The organism is Pedobacter sp. P26 (assembly GCF_050632135.1).
GTDB lineage: Bacteria > Bacteroidota > Bacteroidia > Sphingobacteriales > Sphingobacteriaceae > Pedobacter.
On record NZ_CP192574.1, the window covers coordinates 1,472,091 to 1,498,465 of the forward strand.

Genomic DNA, 26,375 nt, shown 5'->3' on the forward strand with positions numbered 1-26,375 from the left:
TTAAAAAGTAACTTGAGCACCAAATCTGTATGTGGCCTGAAGCGGATAAACATTTGCATCAATACCTGCATTTGTAGGGGTACCACCAACCTCAGGAGTAAAACCTTTGTAACCAAAAAGCGTTACCGGGTTTTGTGCATCGAGGAAGAAACGGAGTCTTTGCATTTTCCACTTACTCACCAATAATGATGGAAGAGTGTAACCTAACTGTACATTTCTTAAACGGATATAAGATCCGTCTTCTACATAAAATGAATTAGGAGCTGAGTTGGCCGTTGTTCCTAAATTAACGGAAGGGTAGGTGGTAGAAGTGCCTTCGCCATGCCATCTGTTATCATAAAAATCTTTGGTGAAGTTTTCGTTACCAAAACGGGATGCGATATTTGCATTATAAACTTTAACACCAGCTAAACCCTGGATATCAACAGTAAGATCGAAATTTTTGTAAGCTAAATTTGCGCTTAAACCGTAAGAATAAGTTGGATTTGGATTGCCTAACACAATACGGTCATTACCATTAATAATTCCATTACCATCTGTATCTACGTATTTAAAATCGCCCGGTTTAGCTCCTTTTTGTGCTGAAGCAGCAATTTCAGCAGCATTTTGGAAAATACCGGCAACTTCGTAGCCATAAAATTCTCCTATTGCACCACCCTGGATGGTACGTGTAGCAAGGCCACCATTTGAAAGCCCTGCACCGCCTGCATAAATTGGGTTGTTACCGGTTACAACGGATAAAACCTTGTTTTTGTTATAACCAAGATTACCGCTAATTGAGTAAGCGAGGCCTGATTCGTTTGTATCTCTCCACGTTGCAGAAAATTCAAAACCACGGTTCTGAAAATCAGCCTGATTGCCGATCTGATTACCTGAACTGGTACCAATTGATGTTAAAACCGGGATTTCGAAAATGGCCTGCTCGGTTCTCTTATTGTAAAAACCGGCTTCGATGTTTAACCTGTTTTTTAAGAATGCAGCTTCAAAACCGATATCGGTTCCGGTAGTGCGCTCCCAGTTTAAAAAAGAAGGAACTAAAGTACTTACGTTTTTACCTGTATAAGCTACCCCGTTAAAAATTGATACATAGCCACCATTTTGCGTAACTGTTAATGTGGTTGGGTTTATTGGCACACCTGCATTACCTACCTTACCCCATGAAGCTTTTAACTTTAGATTGTTAAAGACTGTTTGGTCTTTCATAAAATCTTCCTGAGAAATTACCCAGCCGGCACCTACTGAAGGGAAATAACCCCAAAGATCTCCTCCACCGAAAAACTGTGAGGCAGCATCAGCACGAAGTGTTGCGTTTAACAGGTAACGATCTTTGAAAGAATAATTTATCCTTCCGAAATATGAAGCATAAGTTGTTAAAGCACCACCATCTGTAACCGAACGCTTATCTGCATTACCTAAGGTTAAGTAAAGATCGCCATCACTTGAGTATGGCACATCAAATGCTGTTGCGTTTAAGAAATAAGATTTTCTTCTTTGTGCAGTCTGACCTGCCAATACTGTTAAATTGTGGGCACCAAAAGTATTTTTGTATGTCAGGGTGTTTTCAATGATCCAGTTTCTGGTTTCTTCGCGATTAACATCAAGTTGGCTTTGTGTACTTTGCTGGCCTTGAGTAGCCTTATATACCGGAATATATGCCCTTACTTCATTTTGTCCAAAATCTCCACCTAAACTTGTTTTAAAGGTGAAATTTTTGGCAATTGTCAGTTCTGCATATACATTTCCATTAATCCTGTAATTTAAAGATTTTTGATTGAAAAAATCTATTGTTGCCTGAGGGTTAAAATTATTACCACCTCCCAAGCTGAAATCGTTGGCATCGCCATAAGTTCCATCAGCATAATATACCGGAACTACCGGACCTGCGGCATACAGTTGACGGAATATGGTTGAAGGAATATCATTTGATTTGATGGCTGTACCAGAAACAGTATAACCTATTTTTAAAGGGGCCAGTATCTGGAAATCGTTTGATAATTTTGCCGTATAACGCTGATAGTTTTGTTTTTTTACAATTCCATCTTCATTGGTATAACCCAAAGAGAAATTATACGTCGATTTATCACCTCCACCATTTACAGATAACTGATGATTGGTTTGTAATGCATTTCTAAATACCTGGTTATACCAATTTGTACCTTCTCCATAACTTGCCGGATTGGCAAATAAATTAGGTGCCCCGGTTGATGCAGATAATTCATTTATTAATGTTGCATATTCAGTTGCATTGGCCATTTTTATCTGATTGGTTACAGCCTTGTAACCCACAGATCCATTATAGGTAATAGCCGCCTGACCTTTTGTTCCCCTTTTAGTGGTAATCAAAACTACGCCATTTGCTGCACGGATACCATAAATAGACTGCGAGGAAGCATCTTTCAAAATACTCAAATTTTCAATATCAGCAGGGTTTAGAAAGCTGATATCATCGTACCAAACGCCATCAACCACATATAAAACGCCTGTGTTTCCGTAAATTGTTCCTGTACCACGAATGGTGATTTGTGGAGATGAGCCCGGTGCACCATTATTCGTAATTGTTACACCCGCAACCTTGCCTTGTAAGGCACTGATTGCATTTACTGATGCCTGCTTAGAAATATCCTCGCCCTTTACCGTCCCAACCGATCCAGTAACATCAATTTTTCTTTGTGTACCATAACCCACAACCACAACTTGCTCTAATTGTTGTGTTGATGATGCTAATGATACATTAATTGTTGTTTGATTATTTACAGCCTGCTCAAGTGCTGTATAACCTACAAAGTTAAATACCAATGTGGCGTTGGCCGGCGCGCTAAGGGAGTAGTTGCCGTTCACATCTGTTTGTGTGCCAGTTTGTGTGCCTTTAATTAAAATAGATACGCCTGGTAATGGAGTTTTGTCACCCCCATCAATTACTTTACCTTTCACGGTAACGTTTTGCGCTAATGCTACGTTAATTGTTAGCAAACAAAATGCAGCGAGAACAGAAAGTCTTGTAAAGATTCTTTTCATGCTTTATTATAAATTTAGTTTAATTGTTAGTTAAATGTGAGGTTGTTTTTGCTGATGTGCAAGTGTTTTTACCTCTACATTAATACATCATCAGGTACTGTGAGGTATCTCAACTAAATAAACCAAATGCGATTTTAGGCTAAAAATGCATTTTTTTCGATTTTAACATAATATTAACATACGCACAAGTGTACAATTAACACTAAGTGTTTTGTGGGGTGATAAAAACAGCTGTGAGAGGTAATGATGTAGTGGTTATTTAATGATATAATATAAAAAAGCGTCAAAACCATTTTTTATGCAAACGTTCAAGAGGCTGGTTATTGAAGAAGTTTGACTTAAAATCTGTTTCTCGAGGTAATATTAAAGCTCCATCAGGAACTCAGTTAAGTTTTTATCATGGGGTACTTCCAGCTTCTTGCGTAAGCGGTACCTGCGGATTTCTACCCCACGTAAACTAATATTCAATAACGACGACATTTCTTTACTGCTCATATTCATCCTAAGGTAAGCGCAGAGCTTTAAGTCGTTCGGAACAAGGTCGGGATGCTGTGATTTTAATTTCTTGAAGAAACTTTCATGCGCCTCGTTAAAGCTATTTTCGAACAGGTGCCAATCGCGCTCATCGTTCATGCCGTCGTTGATAACTTTCTGAATTTTGCGGGTTTGATCGTCAGAAAGTTTCTTGCCATTTTCATCCTTTAACTTGGTGATCTCGTCGCTCAATTTTTGGAGTAGCTCATTTTTATAGACTAATGTCATGGCAGAATTGGCCAGTTCCCTGTTTTTTGAAGCCAGTTCTGCCTGAAGTTTCTCTGTTTGAAGCTTGATGATCTGTTTCTCATTCGTTTCTGCTTCCTGCCTTAATATTTCTTCCTGTTCGGCCTGCAAGCGCTCGCTGATTTTCTGACTATCCCTTTGCAGCTTCCTTTCATAAATTTTCTTCCCCACAATCAATACGGTCACAAAAAGAATGGCATAAAGTAGTATGGCCCAGTTATTCAGGTACCATGGGCGCAAAATGGTAAACTTATAAACGGTTTCTTCACTCACCGTACTGTCATCTATCTTTGCTCTAACCTTAAAAACATAGTTTCCAGCGCTTAAATTAGTGAAATCTTTTTCGGTGGCATAACTCCAGTCAGACCAGGTACGGGAGTAACCTTCAAGGTAAATCTGGTATTTAACCTTGGCCTGACGGTAATAGGGCAGTGCGTAAGAAATACGGATATTATTACGGTTGTTCTGAATCTCTGTTGCTTCTTCGCTGTTTCCGGCTTCGCTAATGAGCGAAAATTTATCGGTAATATCTTCTACACGCCTGATCAAAACGGCAGGAAGTTTTTGTTTCTGCTGGTTGAGTTGCGCAGTCGGGTTATAAATGACAAAGCCATCATCCACACTAATTAGGTAAATCGCGTTGCTGATGCGGCTGATGTTTTCATAATATTGTACCATGCGGCCATCCAGAATACTGAATTGATTGGAATCGATCTCTACCTTGCCCGGTTCACTAAAATTAACCAGGGCCGTTTTACCGTGGTTGATAAACCAATATTTTTTGCCGCCAGCATTGATAATTTTATTGGAGGATTGAAATGAACCGAGCTCTTTATTCAACGCTGCGTACTTGGTAAATTTATCACTTAACTCATCATAAGTATAAAAACCCGCATCAGAAGAAAACACAATTTTGTTCTCTAAATTGAATATATTGATGTTGTAATTGCCGGGCAGACCGTTCTTTTCGTCGAAATATTTAACGCTGGTAGCGTTGCTGTAATTTTGGCTTAAACTCAATTTGTATAAACCCTTATAGGCATGTGCTACCCAGATATCACCTTTATTATCTTGCTCTACGTATCTCGATGGCGCATCAAATCCTGCAATCTTTGTTACAAATTTTAATCCCGAACCCGGAGACTCTGTAAAGAGCGAAAGTCCGGTATAAGTACCTTGAACGAGGTAATTTGGGTTGGAGTTTAGCTTTTTGATTGTCCACCCGCCAGCAGATCTGGATAACCAGTTAATTTGATCACCATTTACTTTGAATGTACCGCTATTGTGGCCGCAAATCAGTTCGTTATCAATAATGGTCAGTTCCCACACCTGTCCCTGCGAATTTGGGATCAACCGAAAATTAAAAGGCAGTAAATTATCAGGCGACCACTCACTATAAAATAAGCCCTGATTGGTGCCAAGGTAAATTTTATTGTTAAAAATAATGCTGGAGTATACCGTTCCAAACTGGCCGGTTTTATCAAAATAGAAGTATAGGGGCGAATTTAATTCTATCCGGTCGATTCCATTGTCAAGCCCGGTCCATAGGTTTTGTTCATTATCGGCGTATAAACTCAAAACCGTATTGTTTTGTAAACCGCTCGATTTGTTGATCCGCTGAACAACCCTTCCATTTTCGTCGATAATAATCAACCCATTGAGGATAGTGCCATAAGCGAAATATTTGCCGAGTAAACTTACCCCGTTATTAAGCTGATAGGTTTTTAAATAGCTATTAGCTGAAGTGTTTAAGGGCGCAAAATCTTTCCCGTCGTAAGTAAATAAACCGTTTTTACTGGTGCCAATAATAAGTCCGTCAGTTTTATAGGGAAGAATGGACAGAATACCTTCTTTTCCCAGCTTTTCGCTATTCGGAATGTGGATTAATTTATTGCCAACCAGTTCGAATAAACCTTTTTCAAGCACTTCAATAATATACTTATTACGTACTTTATGTAAAAACAAAAAAGAAGACGGCGATTTTACCACTTCGATTTTATTGTTTTTATAAATAAATATTTTGGAGAAAGACTGAAAGATGACCCGGTCCTGATCTACATAAATTTTCCAAACCTCGTCATTTATTTCAATGCCTTTTGGTAATAAATTGATGAGCGAGTTGTAGCTTAATTTGTTGTTTTTAATCGCCCAGAAACCAAATTCGCCAAAACCGCCGGTATAAATCCTTCCTTTGTTATCTGTAGCTACCGCTCTAACAATCTGCCGGTTTGGCATCTGGTATTTCTGCCAGTAACGGCCATCAAAAGTTAATAACCCTTCTGCGTTGCCGAAGTACATCACCCCTTTATTATCTTTTGCTATGCTCCAATTCTGGTTCCCTGATGAATAAACAGCTTTAGGGTAATTTTCGATATAGGGTACACCAATGCTTTTAATTTCTGATGCATAGGCACTTATTGTAAAACAGGAAAGCAGTAATAAAAAACGGAAATAGTTTAGCATAAAATGGTTACTCGATAAAGCCATTATTACACAAAGTAAGTGAAAAATTGTTTAATATAGGTGAGCAGTAGTAGATGTCAAGGAATCAGGCGCGAAAAGATCAAAATTTCAATAGTTCGTAAAATTGCCGTCATTTCGAGCGGAGTGCAACGAAGTCAAGAAATCTATCTCAATAGATCTCTCCATTTCACTGCGTTTCAGTCGAGATGACGACCCGTCTATTTAATCACTTTAGCCTTTCACCGCTACCGGCTGCGGAACTTTTACATAGTAACCCGTGCCATCGTAAGGGCGTTTACGCGGATTAGTAGTGCATGCTGTTGAGCAGCAGCCCTGAAGTTCTTCGCCACACTCATCGCATTGGGTAATGTGCTCGTTACATTCCGGATTGGCACAGTTGATCATTTTTGGTGTAGTTTTACCACAGTTATAGCAAACCGAAACAATGGTAGGGTTTACCTCGTTCACATCAACAGCAATGCGGTTATCGAAAACATAACATTTGCCTTCAAAATCCTTTCCACCGGCTTCCTTACCATACTTGATAATACCGCCATGCAACTGGTATACATCGTTAAAACCATGGTGCAATAATAGGGCAGATGCTTTTTCGCATTTAATACCTCCAGTGCAATAGGTTAATATTTTTTTGTCTTTATATTGGGCAAGCTGGTTAATCTGCTCAGGGAAATCGCGGAAATTTTCGATATCCAACGTTACTGCATTCTTAAATTTACCTAGATTATGTTCGTAATTAGAACGCACATCAAGGATTATGACATCCTCATCATCTTTCATTTTCATGAAATCTACCGGCTCCAAATGTTTACCCGTTTGTTTGTTTGGATCAATAATCGAAGTATCCCTTAAACCAGAATGTACAATTTCCGATTTGTAACGGCAGTGCATTTTCAGGAAAGAAGGTTCTTCTACATTATCGATTTTAAATTCTGTTTTGGCAAACCGCTCATCAGCATGTATCGCTTCCATATAGGCTTTGCATGCTTCAGCAGTACCGGAAACGGTACCATTTAAACCTTCGTCGGCAACGATAATACGCCCAACAAGATCTAAGGATTTACAAAATCTAAGATGATCGGCAGCAAATTGTTCTGCCTCCGCTATGTAACTATAGCAATAGTAAAGTAGTGTTTGATATTTTTTCATAACGCTGTTGATACCGTTGCAAACGGCGTTTAAAGCGGGGCAAAGATAATAAAAAAGGTGGAAGGTAGAAGGCTTAAGGTGGAAGGTTTTTAACCCCTGTTTTCAGAATATAGGTTTTTTAACCACAAATTTGCACAGATAAACACGAATTTTTATATCTGTGTGCATCCTTTTTATCTGTGGTTAAATTATTTTCACCTGTGCCAATGGCTTAAACTTAATGACATTGACCTTACACCTTATACCCTACACCTTATCAGAAGCCATAAGATATCCTAAAACCCTGGGTTAACTTAGTTCCGCCATCATAAGCGAAACCATAACTTGCCCGCAGTACCAGGCGTTGAATACCAAAATAAAATTCTTTGTAATTTCTTTTTTCAGGTGAGGATAAATAACCACCACCGATAAATTCTTCCAGTTTAGCTTTGCGCAACAATGGAATTTTATTCATAAAGAAACCTGCAAAATTATGCTCCAAATGCGCTTCGAAATATTGTTGGTTGGTACTGAACTGATAAAAATCTAAATATTGAAATTTCCTTAAATTAGGAGGAAATATGGTGGAAATGTTACCTGCGAAATGTTTGAAATCAGGGTAATACATGTTTTTGTTGTTCAGGAACTTGCCTACACCTGCCAAAAATGAGGTGTAACCCCATAATCCAAATCCGATCCTGTCCTGAGAAACCTCAAGCTTCACGAAATCGTAATCAACATCGCTGTTTAATACACCATTAAATCCTTTTTTATATAATACCGTAATTTTAGGAAATTTTGATTCTGTGTAAAACTTACCATCCGGACGGGTAATGTATTTTTGCCCAAAAGTATAGGTTAAACTTGCTGTTGCGCTGAAAGAATTGTAGGTTGGGAAAAGCGGTGTGTCTTCGGTTGGGTTAAAAGGGTTGTTTGATGTAAATTCGCGGTCTTTCGCATCTATAAATTTAAACTTTGAGTTATTGGTGAGGCTTTTATTCCGGTTGTAATCTACAGCCACACTTCCCTGAAGGCCTGAGGCCAGTTCGCGGGTGGTATTGATATTTATAAAACTCTTTTCGTAAAACTTGGCGAAATTTTTCTCATAAAATAATGAGTTAATAGTGTTGCCCAGCTGTGTCATAGAGCCCAGGTTGTTCAGGTCGAAGACTCCGTTTCCGAACGATGCACCTACACTGGCCCGTTTAAGCGGGTTGTAATAATAGCTTCCGGTTAAGCTTCCGGTAAGCCTCTTGTTAGCAAATCCGTATCTCAACTCAGGTCGGATAGAATAAGATCTTCTATTCTCAAAATCCTTTCGGTAGGTAACACCATATTTTATGGCAAATCCTTCAACAGTATTGTAGAATATAGCTTTTAATACGGGGTCGAAATTCCAATATTCCTTGTCATACCGATCATTAATACTTACCCCCTGAGTAAAAGCTTACCAATACCAAATTTATTGTTTTCTCTTTCAAGAGAATCAAGATATTTTTTCGATTCTTTTAGCTTCGCTATGCTGTCTTTTTTTACATAATTGATTTTTTCATCTTCCGTTAAAGGGATAGGCCTGTTATTTTTCCAGTAAACGGAATCTTTTTTGTTCACCATTTCAGTAACTTTTAAGATTTCTCCACTGAAAAAGTTTTTTGGAAATTTAGGGTCCAGATTATAATTACTATAAATCCCCACATAATAACCGGCTATTTTAAATCCCAGCACATTACCTGCAAATTGAAAATTAATAGCCGTAGGCATGTAAACCTCATTCACTTTGGTAAACTGCTGGCTGATGTTCAGTGTATCGATAAAGTTGATACCTGCGTTTTTGGTCAGGTAAACATCTGTATTGTAAATTCTCCAGCTATCGTCAATAATATAGATAATCCCCCTAAAAACAGGATCGTTTTCACGGCGGGGAATCACTTCTATTTTATGGATAATTTCTCCGTTTTCCTTGCTTTCGCCCAGTAACTTATATTTATAATAGAAGAGTGCATTGTCTGCAATTGGAGAAATATATCCTCTTGAACTTAATTTATTTTCGAGCAGGTAGTTATCGTAAAAATTGATGATCAGATCAGATGCCTTGTTAAAACTGAATGAGTTGTTCCTGCCAGCGACTTTTGATGAGATCATTTCTTCATGCACATCATTTGGCCTTCTGAAATTGAACTTGCTTTGCGATTCTGATAGGTATATAATGCCTTTTCGGTTAGTATCCAGCTCTAAAATTTTTTGTATATCCTGCCCGAAGAATTTTTTTGGTGCACCTTTTAATCTTTGCACTCCTTTAATGTAAACATCACAACTGAAAACTTTAACCTCCTCTAAATGTGTTTTTCTTTGTTTAATGGCCTTACGGATAATGGCATAAGCCGGATCTTCGGCATTGGCCCTGATATTTACGTTGTCTAAAGTATAACTTTCTGCCGTTAGCGTTACATTAAGCACAAGATCTGCTGAGGCATTTACAATATGCTCTTGCTGTTTGTAACCTACAGCTCTAAAACTTAAGGTATGCTCACCGCTTTTCAGCTTAATCGAATATTTTCCGTCAATATTTGCAGAGGTTCCCGAAGTAGTGCTTTTTAAATAAACCGATGCAAATGGAACAGGTTGTCCGTTCGTATCTTTAATTGTGCCAGTAACTGTAAAATGTTGTGCAAATGCAAAATTGGTGAGGCCGCAAAAAAACAGGAGCGCGCAAATTCTTATCATACGTTAGATTAGTAAGCTATAAAGATCGAATAACTTTAAGACTATATACACATAGGTGTATGTTAAAGTTTGTTAAGATCGAAAAAAAATAATCTGGATAGATAGTTTTTAAAAATAATATCACGAAGATCCCCTGATCAGTCAAAAGTTTATCTGCAAAATAATGGAGTAAAATTGCCTTTTTAGGTTATAAAATACTTTTTTTATAACTTTGACGTCAAAACAACCATATAAAAAGGCCATGTATAAAACATTACAACCTGTTCTGCAAAAGGAACTTGAAGAAATCGAAAACGCTGGATTATTTAAACGCGAACGTATAATTATTACACCTCAGGGTGCCGACATTAAAGTAAGTGGTGGTGCTGAAGTAGTTAACTTTTGTGCAAATAATTATTTAGGACTTTCTTCTCATCCAAAAGTGATAGAAGCGGCAAAAAAAGCAATCGATGATCATGGTTATGGAATGTCTTCAGTACGTTTTATCTGTGGAACACAAGATGTGCACAAAGAACTGGAAGCTAAGATTTCCAAATTTTTAGGTACTGAAGATACCATTTTATATGCTGCTGCATTTGATGCAAACGGTGGAGTTTTTGAGCCATTGTTTAATGCTGAAGATGCTATTATTTCTGATGAGTTAAACCATGCATCAATTATAGATGGTGTTAGATTGTGTAAAGCACAGCGTTTCCGTTATAAAAATGCCGATATGGAAGATCTGGAAAAGCAGTTAATTGCAGCTAAAGATTGCAGACATAGGATTATTGTTACCGATGGCGCTTTCTCTATGGACGGATCTGTTGCTCCGCTAGATAAAATTGCAGATTTAGCAGATAAATATGAGGCATTGATCATGATTGATGAATCACACTGTACTGGTTTTATCGGTAAAAATGGTCGTGGAACACACGAGCATTTCAATGTGATCGACCGTATTGATATCATTACCGGTACTTTAGGTAAAGCTTTAGGTGGTGCATCAGGAGGTTTTACTTCTGGAAAAAAGAAATTATCGACATGCTGCGTCAGCGTTCACGTCCTTACCTATTTTCTAATACTCTTGCTCCGGCTATTGCAGGTGCATCAATTGCGGTATTGGATATGTTGAGCGAAACCACCTCATTGAGAGATAAATTAGAAAACAATACCAAATATTTCCGTGAGAAAATGACCGAGGCTGGTTTTGATATTAAACCAGGTTTCCACCCCATTGTCCCTGTAATGTTATATGATGCCAAGACTGCCCAACAATTTGCTGCGAAAATGTTGGAAGAAGGCATTTATGTAATCGGTTTCTTTTACCCGGTGGTACCTCAAGGCAAAGCAAGGATCCGTGTACAGTTATCAGCCGGGCACGAGCAACATCACTTAGATAAAGCAATCGCTGCGTTTACCAAGGTGGGTAAAGAATTAGGCGTAATTTAAAACTTATAAATCTGCTATAATTACAAAAGCCGCATTAAGCGGCTTTTGTGCTTTATGGGTTCATTTTCTTTTATAATGGTATTGTAAACAGATTATTTGAACCCGTTTACCTTAAAAATATTAGATAATTTGCTGTATATTTGAAGCCATGTTACAGGACAAAATAACACAATATACCGATAAAATTAATGCTTTCGTAACTGAAAAAGCAGACGAGTTAGAGCAATTCCGCATTAAATATTTAGGAAGCAAAGGCATTATAAAAGAAATTTTCGACGAATTCAAATCTGTTTCTGTTGAAGAAAAAAGATCGTTGGGCAAGGTTTTAAATGAATTTAAACAGCTTGCAGAATCAAAATATCAGACTTTAAAAGAGTCAACCGAAAGCACTGATACTAAAAGTGAAAATTCGCAATTGGATTTAACTTTACCTGGCGAAGGTTTCGAGATTGGTTCACGCCATCCTTTAGCCTTAGTACGAAGAGAAATTGTCGAGATTTTTGCAAAACTTGGTTTTACGGTAGCAGAGGGTCCTGAAATTGAAGACGATTGGCATAATTTCTCGGCACTAAATTTCCCTGAAGAGCATCCTGCCAGAGATATGCAGGATACTTTCTTTATTAAAAAAGGTGGAGAGAAAGGCGATATTGCTTTACGTACGCATACATCTTCGGTACAGGTACGCATGATGGAGCAAGGTCAGCCACCATTCAGAGCAATTATGCCGGGCCGTGTTTACCGTAACGAAGCTATTTCTGCCCGTGCACACTGTTTTTTCCATCAGGTGGAAGGTTTGTATGTTGATGAAAATGTTTCATTTGCCGATTTAAAGCAGACTTTGTTTTATTTCGTTCAGGAATTATACGGAGAAGGTACCAAAGTACGTTTCCGTCCGTCATATTTCCCTTTTACCGAACCATCTGCAGAAATGGATATTTCTTGTACCATTTGTAAAGGTGCCGGCTGTCAGTTTTGTAAATACAGTGGTTGGGTAGAAATTCTGGGCTGTGGTATGGTAGATCCAAATGTTTTGGAAAACTGTGGAATTGATTCAAAAAAATACAGTGGTTTTGCATTCGGAATGGGAATAGAACGTATCGCCAATCTGAAATATGTAATTAAAGATTTGCGCTTATTCTCTGAGAATGATGCACGTTTCTTAAAGCAATTTAAATCTGCTTTAATTTAATGATGAAATATTTATTCAGTATATTGTTTGTACTGCTAATTGTTACAGGTTGTGGTAAAGATCAAGGTTACATTCCTGATGTGCCAGTAAATTATAATGTAACGATAACTGAATTTAGCTTAAAAGCAGTAAATAATGTCCTGGTAGTTTCGAACAACGGAGTAGGTGGATTACTAATCGTAAAAACACCACTTGGAGGATATGTCGCCTTCGATCGCTGTAGCACAGTAAATCCGGAGAAGATCTGCAAGGTAGCACCCGATGATAGTGGTGTAACAGCAACCGACCCTTGTTCCGGAGCTAAATTCTCACTGCTCGATGGAAGTCCACAAAAAGCACCTGCCGAAAGAAGTCTAAAAGCCTATAATATTTCTTTGCAAGGCAACACACTATTACACGTAAGCAATTAAAATGGAAGCTGAAAAAATAAAAGAAACAGTAAAAAAGGCTGCCAAAGAACTATTTAGAAAATATGGTTACCATAAAACCAGTGTAAACGAAATTGCAAAAAAGGCCCGTATCGCTAAAGCTACTATTTACAAATATTTTGAGAGCAAAGAGCAGGTTTTAGATAGTATTCTGATGGATTATCTGGATCAGAACCTTTACGAAATACTGCACAATAAAGTAAGTTACGCTTCAGAAGAAGAGCACTTAAAAGCACTGGTGATGAAAACAAGCCGCTTATCATTTACCGCGTGTAATGAATTTATCGGCTGGGATTTTGTTCGTGAAAACGCAAATTCGCAGGAGTTTTTAAAACATTTATCAGATCAGCTTGAAGCCTTACTTTTATCCGCTTATTTACAATTGGATAACTTTAAGAATAATCCTGCAAGAAGAGAAGGCTTAGCCTTTTTGCTAAAAGCAAGTAAAAGTATCGTGTTTTCATTTGCATTTACTTCAGTTAGCGATTCAGATGTGCGTAAGAACTTTGTAAGTTTCCAGAAAGAAATACTGCCGTTTTTGGTAAAAGCAGCACTTTAAAAAGCAATTAAGCTCTGTATAATTAATCACAGATAAAAAAGGATGAACACAGATAGAAATCCTTGTTTATCTGTGTGCATCTGTGGTCGGCTATTGATTATAATAATCTTTCATCTTAAATTTTTGCACGGTTCTTTTCATTTTGCCATCAACCAGTTTTTGGGTAATTACGGTAACATAGTCGGCAATGCTCGAATCTTCAATTACCGATGAGTCTTCGTATGGTGCCTTTTTAGCGTCAAATTTGTAGTTGATGGTTTTGTCAAAACAGCAACCGTCCTTTTGGTGGATTGATACCTGTCTTAATTTTTTATCTACATCAAACATACCTAAGTTTTCACTGGCCAGTTTGGTAAGTTCATTGTTCAATAGAAACTTGTTTTCAGCTGCTGCTAAATAAACATCATAAGATGGACTCGAATAAGCACCTTTACTACCATTTCTGATGGCAAGGTCCTCAAGGCCGTCGAAATTAAAATCACCGAAAATTAAAGGGGTTTGATATTTGCCTAGTTCCAGCCATCCAAGTTTAGCATTCTGTGTTTCAGTTAAACCAAACTCCAGGCCATCTGAATGAAAAGTATCAATTTCACGGTCTCTCACCTTGTCGTAAACAATAATAGTGGCTTTTCCGCTACAAGCATTCCCTTCACATTTATCAACAAAAATTTTGGCCTTATATTGATCAGAACTGTTATTGGCTAAGAATTTAAACTGTGCTTTTAAAGTATTGGTTATCATTAAAATACCGCAAAAGATGATTAAACTTTTCATTAAATGTTTTTTCGGTAAAATTACATCAATATCATGCAACGAAAAGTTAAAAAAGGTTAACGTTTTCTTTTACGTGTTCTAATATAGCTTTGTACGGCAGATTTTGTGGTAAGCCAATCTTTGCCTTCTTTATAGGCATCAATTTTGCCTTGCCTTGCCAATAGGCTCACATACTCTTGGCCATAAGGAACATCAGGTTCTGAAACGATATGTGATATGGGTTCGTAATCTCCGTAAGTGTTTCCAGGCAATGCATTTATATAGATATTTAACGAACGTTCTAAAGCTTGTAACATCAATAAACAAAGTTTATGGTAATTGCCCTTGTTAGCCTGATTAAGGGCTTCGTAGTATTTCTTTCTGTCGTTCTTGAGGATGATAGCAGGGGGAAGCCACTTCGCATAAGTAGTAAATTCATCGCAAGCCTTACAGTACGCCCATTCCCATCAAAAAATGGATGGATCCAAACCAGTTTATGGTGGAAAATAGTAGACAATACAATATCATTTAATCCCAGCGGATTATCGTTAATAAAAGTGATCAGCTGATCTATCAGATCAGAAACTTTACTGGCATTTGGCGGCGTAAAATTTGCACCTACAATACGTACTCCGCCATTTCTTAAGCGACCCGCGTAATCATCTTCAATGCTTCGCAATACCAGGCCATGCAGCGATAGGATATCAATGCTCCTTAACGTATAGTTTTTTTTGACTAAGCCATATAAGTAATCAATGGCTTTTTCGTGGTTATAGGCTTCGAAATGTTCCCTAAGTGATTTTCCCTTTACGGTCATGCCTTCCTGTAAAACCATCTGGGTTTCTTTCAGGCTTAAGGTATTTCCTTCTATACTGTTTGAGTTGTAAGTCCACTCGAGCGTGAGGTCTTCTTTAATACGGTGTAGGGCACTGTTAGGCAGGGGCCTCGAAGTTTCTAACCTGGCCTTTTTTTCGTATAACCTTTTTATTTGCGGTAACAGCTCTTCTAAATCGCTTAAATCAAAATCCCACATAATCAAATATAATAATTATCGGTTATACATAAAAGTAAACCTATCCGATATTAATTTTTTTAGCCAAAAAAAATGATAACGTTACATTATCATTTTAAAATGTTTTTAGGGTGCTTATTCCCACTTAAATACTTTTACCGCCACGGCATAAATGCCAATACCCCAAAGCAATAAGATCATGATCTGGAATTTAACATCCCACAGGCCAACGCCTTCAAAGGCTACTTTACGCATGGCGTCGTTTAAATAGGTAAGGGGTAAGGCCCGGCTAATCGGTTGTAACCAACTTGGAAAAGCCTCGATAGAAAAGAATGTTCCTGACAACAAAAACTGTGGCAGGGTAATAATATTTGATATTGGAGGTACCATGCTTTCGCTTTTGGCAATGCCCGAGATAATAAAGCCAAAGCCCATAAAAACAATAATGCCCATTGTGGCCAGTACAAGCATGTTGACGACTGTGAGTGCTCCATGTACAAGGGTAAAGCCAAAAAGAAATGGCCAATTAAAATGATAAATAACGCACCAATTAAGGCAAAACCAATGCGGGCAATTCCTTCGCCAATTACAATGCTCGAACGCTTTACAGGAGTAGCAAAATAGCGTTTAATTACCAGGGTTTGGCGAAGACTTAAGAATACGAATGCTGTACCGAAAACGCCTGTGCTTAATAGCGAAAAGCCCAATTGGCCCGGTAGGATAAAATCGATGGTTTTATATTCACGGCCTGTAATGGTACTTTCTTTTATTTCAGCTACAGTTGGTTTTAAAGTTTTGTCGTAAAAAATATTATTTAAAACCGATTTTAAAATCCCGCCTTTATCCCTTGATGCTGAGGTGTAAACCACATTAACCGAATAGGCGGCAGAATTTACTTTCCTGTGCACATCAATCATGGCATCAACATTGCCCTTTTCAAGTAATTTATCAAATTCGGTTTTAGATTTATCTTTAACCAGACGGATCATTCCTGTTTTTTCGAGCATGCCCATTACCGGGTTGTTCACATCAGAACCTGGTGTTACCCCAACATCGATATGGGTTCCGCCACCACCCAAAAAGCCAAAAACAAGGATAAATATCAAAGGAAAAGCAAGCGTAAATACTACTGCCGATGGACTCCGCATAATCGATCGGAAACTCGCTTTGGCAAGGGCCAGGGTTGCTGTAAGGTTATTGTATTTTTTCATTTACTATTTGATTAATAGTTGTGCTGTTTTATGTTCTTAAACCCGATTGTAGTGTAAATCCTTTTTGTTTTAGATGCTTTTATTTGGGCATAAGATTTACAAAAAGATTGTAAAGAAAAGCGGGAGTAACCTTAACTGGAATGCTGCCCTTGCTTTTCAAGAAAAAGAATTTTAATTATTCTCTCCATTCCTGACCGGTAAGGTTGATGAAAACATCTTCCAGATTGGCCTTTTTAACTTCTTTTTTGCGTTCAAAACCACTGTTTACTAATTTATCTATTAAATTATCGGGAGTATCTAAAGCGATAATCTGACCACGTTCTACAAAAGCAACCCGATCGCAAAGCTGTTCAGCCTCGTCCATATAGTGTGTGGTAATCACCACGGTTGTTCCTGCATCTCGGATTTCTGTAATCAAATCCCAAAGATTCCTGCGGGCCTGTGGATCCAGCCCTGTTGTAGGTTCGTCCAAAAAAATAATCTTTGGTTGATTGATGAGCGTTGTGGCTATAGAGAAACGCTGCTTTTGTCCGCCTGAAAGTGCTTTGTATTTGGCTTTGGCCTTATCCTGAAGGTTCACTTTCTCCAGCATCTCCATGGGTTTAATATTGGCGCCATATAACCCGGCAAAAAGTTCAATCAGTTCGGTCAGGTTTAGATTTGGATAATAACCAGCTGCCTGTAGCTGTACACCAATAATCTGTTTAATATCCTGCGGATGTTTATCAACAGAAAAACCATCAACAATAATTTCACCTGATGTTTTAGCTCTCAATGTCTCGATAATTTCGAGGGTAGTGGTTTTTCCAGCGCCATTAGGGCCAAGCAGACCGAAAATCTCATGCTCATATACCTCAAAACTAAGCCCTTGAACGGCTACAAAATCATCGTATTTTTTTACCAGGTCTTTAACACTGATAATGGCTTTTTTGTTTCCATGTTGCGAATGTAAGGAGCTTTAAATGAATAGGAAATGAATTTTTAAACTCAGAGTCGAAAATGTCGGTAAAATGATGTTTTAAGCAGGCGAAAATAGGTTATAAAAGAAATCTGCGGATCGGCAGCTTATTTTTGCCGCAAATCCGCAGATCTTTTTTATTGTATTTTGGCCTTTAAGCTTTAGTCTTTCTACCTCAACCTTACCAAACCAGTTCGCCTTTCATTACTTCAACGAAATCATCGAATAAGTAACGCGAATCGTGTGGACCAGGAGAAGATTCCGGGTGATATTGAACTGAGAATGCTTTTTTGCCTTTAACACGGATTCCCTCGATTGATTTATCGTTTAGGTTAACGTGTGTAATTTCTACTTTATCAGAGTTTCTAACCTCATCCGGAATTACACCAAAACCATGGTTCTGTGAGGTAACCTCGCAGTGGTTTTTGATAATGTTTTTAACCGGATGGTTTAATCCACGGTGACCATTGAACATTTTCATGGTACCGATACCGTTAGCTTCAGCCAATAACTGGTGACCTAAGCAGATACCGAACAATGGTTTGTCTTTTGCTAATATATCTTTGATGGTTTCTACCGCATAAGGCATTACCGATGGATCGCCAGGACCGTTAGAGATGAAATAACCATCAGGACTGAATTTCTCCATTTCAGCAAAGGTCGTTTTAGCCGGGAAAACCTGAACATAGATATCACGGTTTTCAAAACTGCGCAAAATGTTTTTCTTGATGCCTAAATCTAAAGCGGCAACTTTTAAGCTTGCCTCAGGGTTACCGTAAAAATATGGTTCGCTTGTACTAACTTTAGATGAAAGTTCTAAACCTTCCATGGAAGGTACTTCGGCCAATTTTTGTTTTAATTCCTCTAAATCAGTTATTTCTGAAGAAATAATGGCGTTCATGGCACCTTTATCGCGGATATGGCGAACCAATGCACGTGTATCAATATCAGAAATGGCAACTAAATTATCATTCTGGAAATAATCCTGGATTGATTCTGTTGCTTCTTTACGGCTATAAACGATGTTGTAATTTTTGCAGACTAAACCGGCAATTTTGATCGAACCCGATTCGATTTCATCTTTATGGATACCATAATTTCCAATATGTGCATTGGTGGTAACCATTATCTGTCCAAAATAACTTGGATCTGTGAAAATTTCCTGGTAACCTGTCATCCCGGTATTAAAACAAATTTCGCCAGTAGTAGTCCCAATTTTTCCGGCCGCTTTGCCGTAAAAAACTGTGCCATCGGCCAGTAATAAAATCGCAGGTAACTTGGTGTAGTTAGTCATGGTAATTACAATATGGATTTTGATTTAAAAAAGAGTTGAAAAAAGAATGGCTTTCGGCATTAAAGCCGTATTTGCAGGGTGCAAAAAAAGATGAATATATCCCTTCCATTTCGGGGTACAAAGATATGGTTTAAGATTGGCAATGTAAAGAGAAAAGTAAAATAAAGCATAAGCTGAAAGCTAAAAGACTAAAGCTGAAAGCAAGGGAACTGATTTGTATAAAAAATGATTTTAGCCTGAGATTGCTTTGGTCTTTTAACTTTGGTCTTTCGGCTTAATTAAAGAAAAAACAATACTTTTGGCAACACAAAACAAATCTCATGTCGGTACATAAAGAAATCAAACGCATCACTACACACATTTTACAAGAAATGAAACAACGTGGTGAAAAAATATCGATGTTAACAGCCTACGATTATTCGATGGCGACCATCCTGGATGATGCAGGATTAGACGTTTTATTGGTTGGCGATTCTGCATCGAATGTAATGGCTGGTCATGAAACAACTTTGCCTATAACCCTGGATCAGATGATTTATCACGCTGCATCTGTAATCAGAGCAGTTAAACGTGCTTTTGTTGTAGTTGATTTACCTTTCGGCTCCTACCAGGGAAACTCGAAAGAAGCTTTGAACTCAGCGATCAGGATTATGAAAGAATCAGGAGCGCACGGTGTTAAATTAGAGGGCGGCGAAGAAATTATTGAATCGGTTCAACGTATCATTACAGCAGGAATTCCGGTAATGGGACACCTGGGTTTAACACCTCAGTCGATTTATAAATTTGGAACCTATACCGTTCGTGCAAAGGAAGAAGAAGAAGCAAATAAGTTAAAAACAGATGTTTTGGCCTTACAGGCTGCTGGTTGTTTTGCAATCGTATTGGAGAAAATTCCTGCTGCTCTAGGCAAAGAAGTTACAGAAAGTCTGCATATTCCAACTATTGGCATTGGTGCCGGACCAAACTGTGATGGACAGGTTTTGGTAGTAAATGATATGATTGGTTTAACCAAAGGATTTAAACCACGCTTTTTACGCCAGTATATCAACCTGTATGACGAAATTTTAGGCGCGGCGCAATCTTATATCCGGGATGTGAAAGGAAACGATTTCCCGAACGAGAAAGAACAATACTAAGTTTGGAGCTGGGCGTTGAGTTTGGAGTTTTTTCAAGCGCAGATAAACTATCCAGCTTAAAACAACTAACAGATTAACCAATAGATGATTTGCTTGGTCAAATGAACTAATAACGAATGAACCAATAAACTAACCGATGCCAATTACCGATAACGACATCCTTTTTGAAGACAATCATTTAATCGCTATTAATAAAAGGGCGGGTGATATCGTACAGGTTGATGAAACTGGGGATGAACCTTTGGATGAACAGCTGAAAAAGTATATCGCTAAAAAGTACAATAAACCTAATGGTGCTTTTTTAGGGGTAGTACACCGTTTAGACAGGCCCGTAAGTGGTGTAATCTTATTTGCTAAAACCAGTAAGGCTTTAGAACGGATGAATGCTGTTTTCAAAAACAGGGAAGTAAAGAAAACCTATTGGGCGGTAGTCAAAAATAAACCTGAAAAGGAATCAGCTACTTTGATTCATTGGCTGGTTAAAAACCCACAAAAAAATGTGGTTTCTTATTATAATACGGAAGTTACCGGCAGTCAGCGGGCTGAGCTTTCTTATAAAGTGAAAGCAAAAGTAGGCGATTACTATCTGTTGGAGGTAGATCCTTTAACGGGTCGTTCGCACCAGATCAGGGTTCAGCTATCCTCAATGGGCTGTCCGATTATGGGTGATAATAAATATGGTTATCCGCGAGGAAGCAGAAAAGGAAGTATTTGCCTGCATGCCCGTCGCTTACAGTTTATACACCCGGTAAAAAAAGAACCTGTAAACATATTCGCCAAATTACCTGTTGACGGTTTTTGGGAACGGTTTGAGGATTTATAGGTAGTAATCACTATACAGTAAGTATTAAAGGAGACCCGGTTGAGTATTTAACCGGGTTTTTTATGATTTGGCACAATATTTAGTCATCTTCGGGCTAAAACCAAATCAAAATGAAACCATCATGATTTTTCAAAACCGACAGGGAAAATACAAAATGATGATAGCTTCATCACCTCTAATAAAATATAAAACAATGAAAAACACCATTTTATCTATTGCAGCAGTTGGCCTGTTGGCTACTACATTAGTTTCTTGCGACAGCACAAAAAAACAGAAACGACAAAAGATTCGAGCAAAATTGCCGTAAACGGCGATACTGTTACCAAAGTTACTACGACGACCACTGAAACCGTTAAAACTGAAGTTCCGACTTTCTCGAGCGAAGAGGTAAATAAAGGTTTGGCTGAGTATAGCAAATTAAAAGACGAATACGTTGCAGCTGTAAAAAGTAAAAATGCAGCAGAAATTAAAGCCATAAGCGATAAATACACTGCATGGGCAAATCAGGCAACAGGTTGGGCCGCCAAATTAAAACCTGATGAAATTCAAAAGTATTCTGAATATATGATTAAGGCAAGCGAGGAGTGGGCAGAAGCTGCGAAAAATGTTGTAAGATAAACAACACTCCAACTACTAGGAGATCGTCATTTCGAGCGGAGTCAAGAAATCTATGATACTAGACAACAGATTTCTCCACTTCGGTCGAAATGATGAAATTTTATTTACAATCAATTTTACCAAAAGCCATTGATCCATCAAACTTTAGCTTGCTGATATCTTTGTACCTGGTTTCGCCTTTAACTTCCTGCACATCGCCAAAACCTTCAATTAACTGAGCGCCCTGTTTTAAAAAGGCTACTTCCCTAACAGAGGTTTGTCCTTCAGACTGAAAAGTATAATTGGCTACAATGGTATCGCCTTTAACAATCCCGGCTATAGTCCCTGCATTTTTATCTTTTTCGTATAAATTATAGCCTAAAGTGCCTGTTACTTTGTTATTCTCACTTTTTAGCGAAAGAGTAGCCGTATCGCGGTTTTTAAGGTATTGATAACATTGAACCGAATCTGTTGCGGTTTCGGCGTTGGTTACAATGGTAGAGTCTATTTTTGCCTGTGTTTTTTTAGCGGTACCGCCCTGGCATGCAGCCATTAATAAAGTGGCAATGCCTAATACTGGGATCATGTTTTTCATTTTCTTATCGGATTGATTTTCTATTATGGAGCAAAGCGCCTGCCAAAAAGAATAAGTTTCGTTATAGAAAGTATTATAGCCGAAGAAGAGGTTATATTATAAAGGCAATTTCTCCTCAGATTTTGTCATGTTGAGCCTGTCGAAACACATAAAAGTTATTTAACCAATTCCTTCGGACAGGCTCAGGACGATAATTCGAAATTTATGAGACGGTCTCTTTGGGATAACTTTGGATTTTCTAAAAAAACTGATCAGTTATATGCTTTTAATAACAGAACTCAGGTTAGTAGGTACGCTAAATATGAGGTAGTTGATGGAGGTTTTAGTAAGAAAGATCAAAAGCGATGTATATGTGAATATTGAAAAGGAAAATTAGTTTTAGAAAATTAACGAAATGCTTGTTCCTTCGTTTTCTGCGGACTTAATATCAACCTTGATTTTATGGAACCTGGCTATACTTTGCACAATGGCTAAACCTAAACCGAAACCGTTTTCTTCGCTGTTTCCACGTTTAAAGCGGTCGAAGGCATTTTCGACAAGCTCAGCGCTCATACCCGATCCGGTATCGCGGATGGTGAGTATGTAGTTTTCAGTCTCTGTTTTATCTGTAATGGTTATCGAACCGCCGTCAACATTGTATTTGATCGCATTATTGATAATGTTGATCAGAAGTGTGTGGATTAAGGCTTTATTGCCCGTAAAATGGAAATCGTTGGTAAGATTAGCCTGATAAGTAATGTTTTTATCGATGATGCGGTCTTCCAGGTCTTCGTGAATATCTGTTATTTCCTGCTTGAGGCTAATTTCTTCAGTTTTTAAATATTGATTGTTCTCCACTTTTGAAATCAGTAGTAAGCTGTTGATAATCAGTTTTAAACGGTTTAATGTTTTTAACGAAGCATAAATTTTATTCTCATGCTCTACCGGAATATCGGGAGTATTCAGCATATTCTCAAACCGTGTACTTAAAATGGAGATAGGGGTAAGCAATTCGTGCGAAACATTGGCAATAAACTGTTTTTCTAAAGCGAAAAGGGTGTTTATTTTTCGCATTAATGAATTGATGCTGTTATCAAGGATTTTAAAATCGTTGGTGCTGGTTGGGATATTCTGATAATTGTAATGGGATGGATCATCAACCAGGTTGATTTTTTTATCAATAATGAGGTAAAATGGTTTCAGTAAGAAATTGGAAAAGGTAAAGTCGGCAACCAAGGTAATGAGTAGGGCGGCTACCAACACGATCAGCATGTAAAAACGGATTGAATTTTTAATCGACTGGAGGGTAGTCATGGTCTCTCCAATTTCTAGGTTGTACCAGTTGGTATGATACGAGAATTTATAGTTAAGGATTCTGTAGACTTCTATATCACCTTCAATCTCTCTCTTTTCGGTAAAAACCTTGGCAGAAGAATCCTGTTGATTATCGGGAATGTCGGTTAAAACAATAAATTCTTCTTTTAAAATGTTATAATCGGTAAATGATTGTTGTTTATTTAAAAGACTATCGATCTCGTCATCATTTAAATGCTCAATAATTTTATTTTTCTTTTTAATTAAACGGTTGTCGAGCTGGTTATAAGCTAATCTATCTAACGAAAACAAAATGATTAAACCCAAAACGAGGATAATCGCAATTTTGGTTACTGCATTATATAAAGAAAACTTTACCTGTAACTTCATGCAAATGGATGATGTTTGATGTAAGATGGATAAAGGTTCATTCGTTCGTTAGTCATTTGTTCATTGGTTGGTTAATCTGTTAATTATTGAATCCGGTTAAATGGACGCCAGCCGCCAAACGCCCAACCCTAAACGCACTAGCAATTAATTCTGTATCCAATACTTCTCACCGTTTCAAACCAATCAGTAGGGCTTAATGCCGCCAGTTTTTTACGTAAGTTTTTAACGTGCACATCAACAAAGTTCGAATCGGAGTTTACTTCTAAGATATCGCCCCAAACGTGTTCTGTTAAGCTCATGCGAGATACCACGCGGTTTTTATTCAGCACCAGGTAGTTGAAGATCTCGAATTCCTTTTTGGTTAAGTTTAATCTTTCTTCGCCAAAAGCAACGGTTCTGTTCTGTATGTTAAGCAGAAAATCGTGAACATTGATCTCGTTTTTCTCCAGCTTATGTTTCCTGCGTGTAATGGCATGCATACGCGCTAAAAGTTCGTTTAGCGAAAATGGTTTTGGTAAATAATCATCTGCTCCCTCATCAAGGCCTTTAATCCGGTCATCAACAGCGCTACGCGCAGTTAATATGATTACGGCATCATCGCGGTCTTTCATGGCTTTCAGCTGTTTCAAAATATCAAAACCATCACCATCAGGTAAGCCCAAATCGAGTAAAATGAAATCGTAACTGTTAACAAATATCTTTTCTTCTGCAGAAGATTTTTTCCATGCATGTTCAACAATAAATCCTTCTTTACTTAAGAATTCATCCATTTCGAGCGCCAGGCTCTTTTCATCTTCAACTATGAGTACGTTCATTCTGCTAACTGTGTCTTAATGTTTAACCGCCATGCGCTTTGCGTTCAACGCTATGCTTTTACCCTGCAACTAAGTTAATGTTTTTTATAATGATCGTACAGGCTTCTTCAATTTCTTCTTTGGTTATAATTAGCGGAGGAGCAATGCGCATAGAATTGCTGCAATGTAAAAACCAGTCTGACAATACACCATCTAAAATACAGGCATCGATGATTTTTTTATTGATCCCGAAATTCTCAAACTCAACGGCGAGCATTAAACCTTTGCCTCTGATTTCTTTAATTGCGGGATGTTTTAAAAGCTGTTTAAACAACTGACCTTTTTCGTCAACTTCATCCACAATATGACCATCAACCAAGGTTCGTAAAGTGGCTAAACCAGCTGCACAACAAACCGGATGACCACCAAAGGTAGTCATGTGGCCCAAAATAGGTGTGTGCGATAATACCGACATCATTTCCAGTGAACTGATAAAAGCACCGATTGGCATTCCACCACCAATTCCCTTAGCTAAAAGCAGTACATCAGGTGCCACATTATAATGCTCGAAAGCAAACATTTTACCACTGCGGCCAAAACCTGATTGTATTTCATCGAAAACTAATAATGTACCCGTTTCCGTGCATTTAGTCCTTAAAGCCCGCATGTAATTTAAATCAGCAACCCTTATTCCGGCTTCGCCTTGTATAGGCTCAATAAAAACAGCAGCGATTTCTGTAGTGATTTTTTCGAGATCAGCAAGGTTGTTATGCTCAATAAAACTTACATGTGGCAAGAAAGGACCGTAGCCAGAAGAATAAAAATCACTTTCCATTAAACTTTCTGCGCCCTGCGTACTGCCATGATAAGCATTTTTGCAGGCAATAAATCCTTTCCGGCCAGTATAACGTTTAGCCAGTTTCATGGCACCTTCCACAGCCTCGGTTCCAGAGTTTAAAAAGTAGGTGCAGCTTAAGTTTTCGGGTAAAATTTCGGCAAGTGCCCTGGCAAAATTTACCTGCGGCGTTTGTACATATTCGCCATAAACCATCAGGTGCATATAGGTTTCGGCCTGATCCTGAATGGCTTTAACTACGGCTGGATGGCAGTGGCCCACATTGCTTACGCCGATACCGGCAATAAGATCTAAATGTTTTTTATCAGCAGCATCGTATATATAAACGCCCTTTGCCCTTACAAATTCGAGCATTAAAGGTTCGGGAGAAGTTTGTGCATTGTGTTGTAAAAACAACTGACGTTGGGTAAGCATAACACAAAAGTACGGAAATGAAAGAGTGCTTTAAAACAAAAAAAGACCTACATTACTGTAAGTCTTTTTCTTTATTGCTTTTGGCCGCCTTTAAACCGGTTGAGTAACTCTCGTTTAAAACCTTCCTGAGCCCGGTAAAACTTTCCAACAACTTTTATGGGCAATACTGCTTTAAGTTTGTTGTAATATTTTTTATCGAGATTAAGATCTCTTTGTTTAAAATCAAATTCGCTGGTAATTAAGCTCTGTACCTGCGCATCTGTTAAATTATCAATTTCAGTCGTTTTTCTGAAAGAGATCATTTTTTGCATGCGCTCTTTGCGCAGGGCATTTTGCTCTTCCTGCATATCGTTATAAATCGGCCAGAAAATTTTGGCCTCTTCAGGTGATAAATCCAGTTTTTGTGTAAAAAAAGCTATTTTAAGTGATTCTATTTCTTCTGCCTTTTGTCTTTGGGCCAAAAGGGTAGTAGGTAATAAAAACATTAAAGCGACAAAAAGTAAATTCTTCATTTCTT

Annotated in this window: 22 protein-coding genes and 2 pseudogenes; 8 read left to right on the top strand and 16 right to left on the bottom strand. The window is 38.1% G+C overall.

The genetic code is table 11. The features are described from left to right. The 5 genes from ACQ86H_RS06900 to ACQ86H_RS06920 all read right to left on the bottom strand — a co-directional run bounded on the left by ACQ86H_RS06900 (position 1) and on the right by ACQ86H_RS06920 (position 10,128). Entirely contained in the window at positions 1–3,015 is a 3,015-nt protein-coding gene (locus tag ACQ86H_RS06900; RefSeq protein ID WP_138818110.1) for a SusC/RagA family TonB-linked outer membrane protein, read from the bottom strand. Positions 3,016–3,378: 363 nt separating this feature from the next. After that, positions 3,379–6,258 (bottom strand): ligand-binding sensor domain-containing protein, encoded by a 2,880-nt coding sequence (locus ACQ86H_RS06905; RefSeq protein ID WP_431294262.1) that lies wholly within the window; start codon positions 6,256–6,258, stop codon positions 3,379–3,381. Between the two features lie 231 nt (positions 6,259–6,489). Beyond that, entirely contained in the window at positions 6,490–7,425 is a 936-nt protein-coding gene (locus ACQ86H_RS06910; RefSeq protein WP_431294263.1) for a rhodanese-related sulfurtransferase, read from the bottom strand. Positions 7,426–7,681: 256 nt separating this feature from the next. Next, complete coding sequence (locus ACQ86H_RS06915; protein ID WP_431295353.1) at positions 7,682–8,830, bottom strand: DUF5686 family protein; 1,149 nt, start codon at positions 8,828–8,830, stop codon at positions 7,682–7,684. 2 nt (positions 8,831–8,832) lie between these two features. Then, on the bottom strand, positions 8,833–10,128 hold the full coding sequence (locus ACQ86H_RS06920) for a DUF5686 and carboxypeptidase regulatory-like domain-containing protein (protein WP_431294264.1): 1,296 nt from the start codon (positions 10,126–10,128) through the stop codon (positions 8,833–8,835). A gap of 241 nt (positions 10,129–10,369) precedes the next feature. Between ACQ86H_RS06920 and kbl the strand changes: the two are divergent. The 4 genes and pseudogenes from kbl (at position 10,370) to ACQ86H_RS06940 (ending at position 13,732) form a co-directional block, all read left to right on the top strand. Then, positions 10,370–11,556, top strand: a pseudogene (gene kbl / locus ACQ86H_RS06925) (glycine C-acetyltransferase). A gap of 148 nt (positions 11,557–11,704) precedes the next feature. Further along, complete coding sequence (gene pheS / locus ACQ86H_RS06930; protein ID WP_121283580.1) at positions 11,705–12,745, top strand: phenylalanine--tRNA ligase subunit alpha; 1,041 nt, start codon at positions 11,705–11,707, stop codon at positions 12,743–12,745. Next, positions 12,745–13,155 (top strand): hypothetical protein, encoded by a 411-nt coding sequence (locus tag ACQ86H_RS06935; RefSeq protein ID WP_138818105.1) that lies wholly within the window; start codon positions 12,745–12,747, stop codon positions 13,153–13,155. The genes pheS and ACQ86H_RS06935 overlap by 1 nt, the downstream gene beginning before the upstream one ends. Before the next feature lies 1 nt (position 13,156). Next, positions 13,157–13,732, top strand: coding sequence for a TetR/AcrR family transcriptional regulator (locus tag ACQ86H_RS06940; RefSeq protein WP_138818104.1), 576 nt, complete (start codon positions 13,157–13,159; stop codon positions 13,730–13,732). A 90-nt stretch (positions 13,733–13,822) separates the two neighbouring features. On the opposite strand, the gene ACQ86H_RS06945 is transcribed toward ACQ86H_RS06940, so the two are convergent. The 4 genes and pseudogenes from ACQ86H_RS06945 to ACQ86H_RS06960 all read right to left on the bottom strand — a co-directional run. Beyond that, positions 13,823–14,506 carry an XAC2610-related protein gene (locus tag ACQ86H_RS06945; RefSeq protein WP_138818103.1) on the bottom strand — a complete coding sequence of 228 codons (684 nt, stop codon included), beginning with the start codon at positions 14,504–14,506 and terminating at the stop codon, positions 13,823–13,825. A gap of 56 nt (positions 14,507–14,562) precedes the next feature. Next, the gene (locus tag ACQ86H_RS06950; RefSeq protein WP_431294265.1) at positions 14,563–14,802 is read right to left on the bottom strand and encodes a hypothetical protein; all 240 of its coding nucleotides are present in this window, start codon (positions 14,800–14,802) and stop codon (positions 14,563–14,565) included. After that, positions 14,802–15,518 carry a Fic family protein gene (locus tag ACQ86H_RS06955; RefSeq protein WP_431294266.1) on the bottom strand — a complete coding sequence of 239 codons (717 nt, stop codon included), beginning with the start codon at positions 15,516–15,518 and terminating at the stop codon, positions 14,802–14,804. Before ACQ86H_RS06955 ends, ACQ86H_RS06950 begins: the two co-directional genes overlap by 1 nt. 279 nt (positions 15,519–15,797) lie before the next feature. After that, positions 15,798–15,968 (bottom strand): annotated as a pseudogene (locus ACQ86H_RS06960) (ABC transporter permease); the annotation flags it as partial. Positions 15,969–16,412: 444 nt separating this feature from the next. Between ACQ86H_RS06960 and ACQ86H_RS06965 the strand changes: the two are divergent. Further along, positions 16,413–16,748 (top strand): hypothetical protein, encoded by a 336-nt coding sequence (locus ACQ86H_RS06965; RefSeq protein WP_431294267.1) that lies wholly within the window; start codon positions 16,413–16,415, stop codon positions 16,746–16,748. A 135-nt stretch (positions 16,749–16,883) separates the two neighbouring features. Here the strand turns inward: ACQ86H_RS06965 and ACQ86H_RS06970 are convergent, their stop codons facing one another. Beyond that, on the bottom strand, positions 16,884–17,630 hold the full coding sequence (locus ACQ86H_RS06970) for an ABC transporter ATP-binding protein (RefSeq protein ID WP_431295354.1): 747 nt from the start codon (positions 17,628–17,630) through the stop codon (positions 16,884–16,886). A 217-nt stretch (positions 17,631–17,847) separates the two neighbouring features. Further along, the gene (gene carA / locus ACQ86H_RS06975; RefSeq protein ID WP_431294268.1) at positions 17,848–18,960 is read right to left on the bottom strand and encodes a glutamine-hydrolyzing carbamoyl-phosphate synthase small subunit; all 1,113 of its coding nucleotides are present in this window, start codon (positions 18,958–18,960) and stop codon (positions 17,848–17,850) included. Between the two features lie 320 nt (positions 18,961–19,280). On the opposite strand from carA, the gene panB reads away from it, so the two are divergent. The 3 genes from panB to ACQ86H_RS06990 all read left to right on the top strand — a co-directional run bounded on the left by panB (position 19,281) and on the right by ACQ86H_RS06990 (position 21,537). Next, a complete protein-coding gene (panB, locus tag ACQ86H_RS06980) occupies positions 19,281–20,096 on the top strand; it encodes a 3-methyl-2-oxobutanoate hydroxymethyltransferase (RefSeq protein WP_167296730.1) in 816 nt (271 codons plus the stop codon). A 136-nt stretch (positions 20,097–20,232) separates the two neighbouring features. Then, the gene (locus ACQ86H_RS06985; protein WP_431294269.1) at positions 20,233–20,919 is read left to right on the top strand and encodes an RluA family pseudouridine synthase; all 687 of its coding nucleotides are present in this window, start codon (positions 20,233–20,235) and stop codon (positions 20,917–20,919) included. A gap of 252 nt (positions 20,920–21,171) precedes the next feature. Then, positions 21,172–21,537: a hypothetical protein gene (locus ACQ86H_RS06990; RefSeq protein WP_431294270.1), complete on the top strand. Its 366-nt coding sequence runs from the start codon at positions 21,172–21,174 to the stop codon at positions 21,535–21,537. Between the two features lie 100 nt (positions 21,538–21,637). On the opposite strand, the gene ACQ86H_RS06995 is transcribed toward ACQ86H_RS06990, so the two are convergent. From ACQ86H_RS06995 to ACQ86H_RS07015, 5 genes are all read right to left on the bottom strand, one after another. Further along, positions 21,638–22,102, bottom strand: coding sequence for a hypothetical protein (locus tag ACQ86H_RS06995; protein WP_431294271.1), 465 nt, complete (start codon positions 22,100–22,102; stop codon positions 21,638–21,640). 387 nt (positions 22,103–22,489) lie between these two features. Then, a complete protein-coding gene (locus ACQ86H_RS07000; protein ID WP_431294272.1) occupies positions 22,490–23,794 on the bottom strand; it encodes a sensor histidine kinase in 1,305 nt (434 codons plus the stop codon). Positions 23,795–23,931: 137 nt separating this feature from the next. Next, positions 23,932–24,609 carry a response regulator transcription factor gene (locus tag ACQ86H_RS07005; protein WP_138818094.1) on the bottom strand — a complete coding sequence of 226 codons (678 nt, stop codon included), beginning with the start codon at positions 24,607–24,609 and terminating at the stop codon, positions 23,932–23,934. Positions 24,610–24,667: 58 nt separating this feature from the next. Beyond that, positions 24,668–25,858, bottom strand: coding sequence for an aspartate aminotransferase family protein (locus ACQ86H_RS07010; protein WP_431294273.1), 1,191 nt, complete (start codon positions 25,856–25,858; stop codon positions 24,668–24,670). A gap of 71 nt (positions 25,859–25,929) precedes the next feature. Next, complete coding sequence (locus ACQ86H_RS07015) at positions 25,930–26,370, bottom strand: hypothetical protein (protein WP_431294274.1); 441 nt, start codon at positions 26,368–26,370, stop codon at positions 25,930–25,932. Between the last annotated feature and the right edge of the window lie 5 nt (positions 26,371–26,375).

Coding starts and splice junctions, on each gene's coding strand:
- ACQ86H_RS06900 (WP_138818110.1), bottom strand. CDS start 3,015: ATGAAAAGAATCTTTACAAGACTTTCTGTTCTCGCTGCATTTTGTTTG.
- ACQ86H_RS06905 (WP_431294262.1), bottom strand. CDS start 6,258: ATGCTAAACTATTTCCGTTTTTTATTACTGCTTTCCTGTTTTACAATA.
- ACQ86H_RS06910 (WP_431294263.1), bottom strand. CDS start 7,425: ATGAAAAAATATCAAACACTACTTTACTATTGCTATAGTTACATAGCG.
- ACQ86H_RS06920 (WP_431294264.1), bottom strand. CDS start 10,128: ATGATAAGAATTTGCGCGCTCCTGTTTTTTTGCGGCCTCACCAATTTT.
- pheS (WP_121283580.1), top strand. CDS start 11,705: ATGTTACAGGACAAAATAACACAATATACCGATAAAATTAATGCTTTC.
- ACQ86H_RS06935 (WP_138818105.1), top strand. CDS start 12,745: ATGATGAAATATTTATTCAGTATATTGTTTGTACTGCTAATTGTTACA.
- ACQ86H_RS06940 (WP_138818104.1), top strand. CDS start 13,157: ATGGAAGCTGAAAAAATAAAAGAAACAGTAAAAAAGGCTGCCAAAGAA.
- ACQ86H_RS06945 (WP_138818103.1), bottom strand. CDS start 14,506: ATGAAAAGTTTAATCATCTTTTGCGGTATTTTAATGATAACCAATACT.
- ACQ86H_RS06950 (WP_431294265.1), bottom strand. CDS start 14,802: ATGTTACAAGCTTTAGAACGTTCGTTAAATATCTATATAAATGCATTG.
- ACQ86H_RS06955 (WP_431294266.1), bottom strand. CDS start 15,518: ATGTGGGATTTTGATTTAAGCGATTTAGAAGAGCTGTTACCGCAAATA.
- ACQ86H_RS06965 (WP_431294267.1), top strand. CDS start 16,413: ATGGCATCAACATTGCCCTTTTCAAGTAATTTATCAAATTCGGTTTTA.
- carA (WP_431294268.1), bottom strand. CDS start 18,960: ATGACTAACTACACCAAGTTACCTGCGATTTTATTACTGGCCGATGGC.
- panB (WP_167296730.1), top strand. CDS start 19,281: ATGTCGGTACATAAAGAAATCAAACGCATCACTACACACATTTTACAA.
- ACQ86H_RS06985 (WP_431294269.1), top strand. CDS start 20,233: ATGCCAATTACCGATAACGACATCCTTTTTGAAGACAATCATTTAATC.
- ACQ86H_RS06995 (WP_431294271.1), bottom strand. CDS start 22,102: ATGATCCCAGTATTAGGCATTGCCACTTTATTAATGGCTGCATGCCAG.
- ACQ86H_RS07000 (WP_431294272.1), bottom strand. CDS start 23,794: ATGAAGTTACAGGTAAAGTTTTCTTTATATAATGCAGTAACCAAAATT.
- ACQ86H_RS07005 (WP_138818094.1), bottom strand. CDS start 24,609: ATGAACGTACTCATAGTTGAAGATGAAAAGAGCCTGGCGCTCGAAATG.
- ACQ86H_RS07010 (WP_431294273.1), bottom strand. CDS start 25,858: ATGCTTACCCAACGTCAGTTGTTTTTACAACACAATGCACAAACTTCT.
- ACQ86H_RS07015 (WP_431294274.1), bottom strand. CDS start 26,370: ATGAAGAATTTACTTTTTGTCGCTTTAATGTTTTTATTACCTACTACC.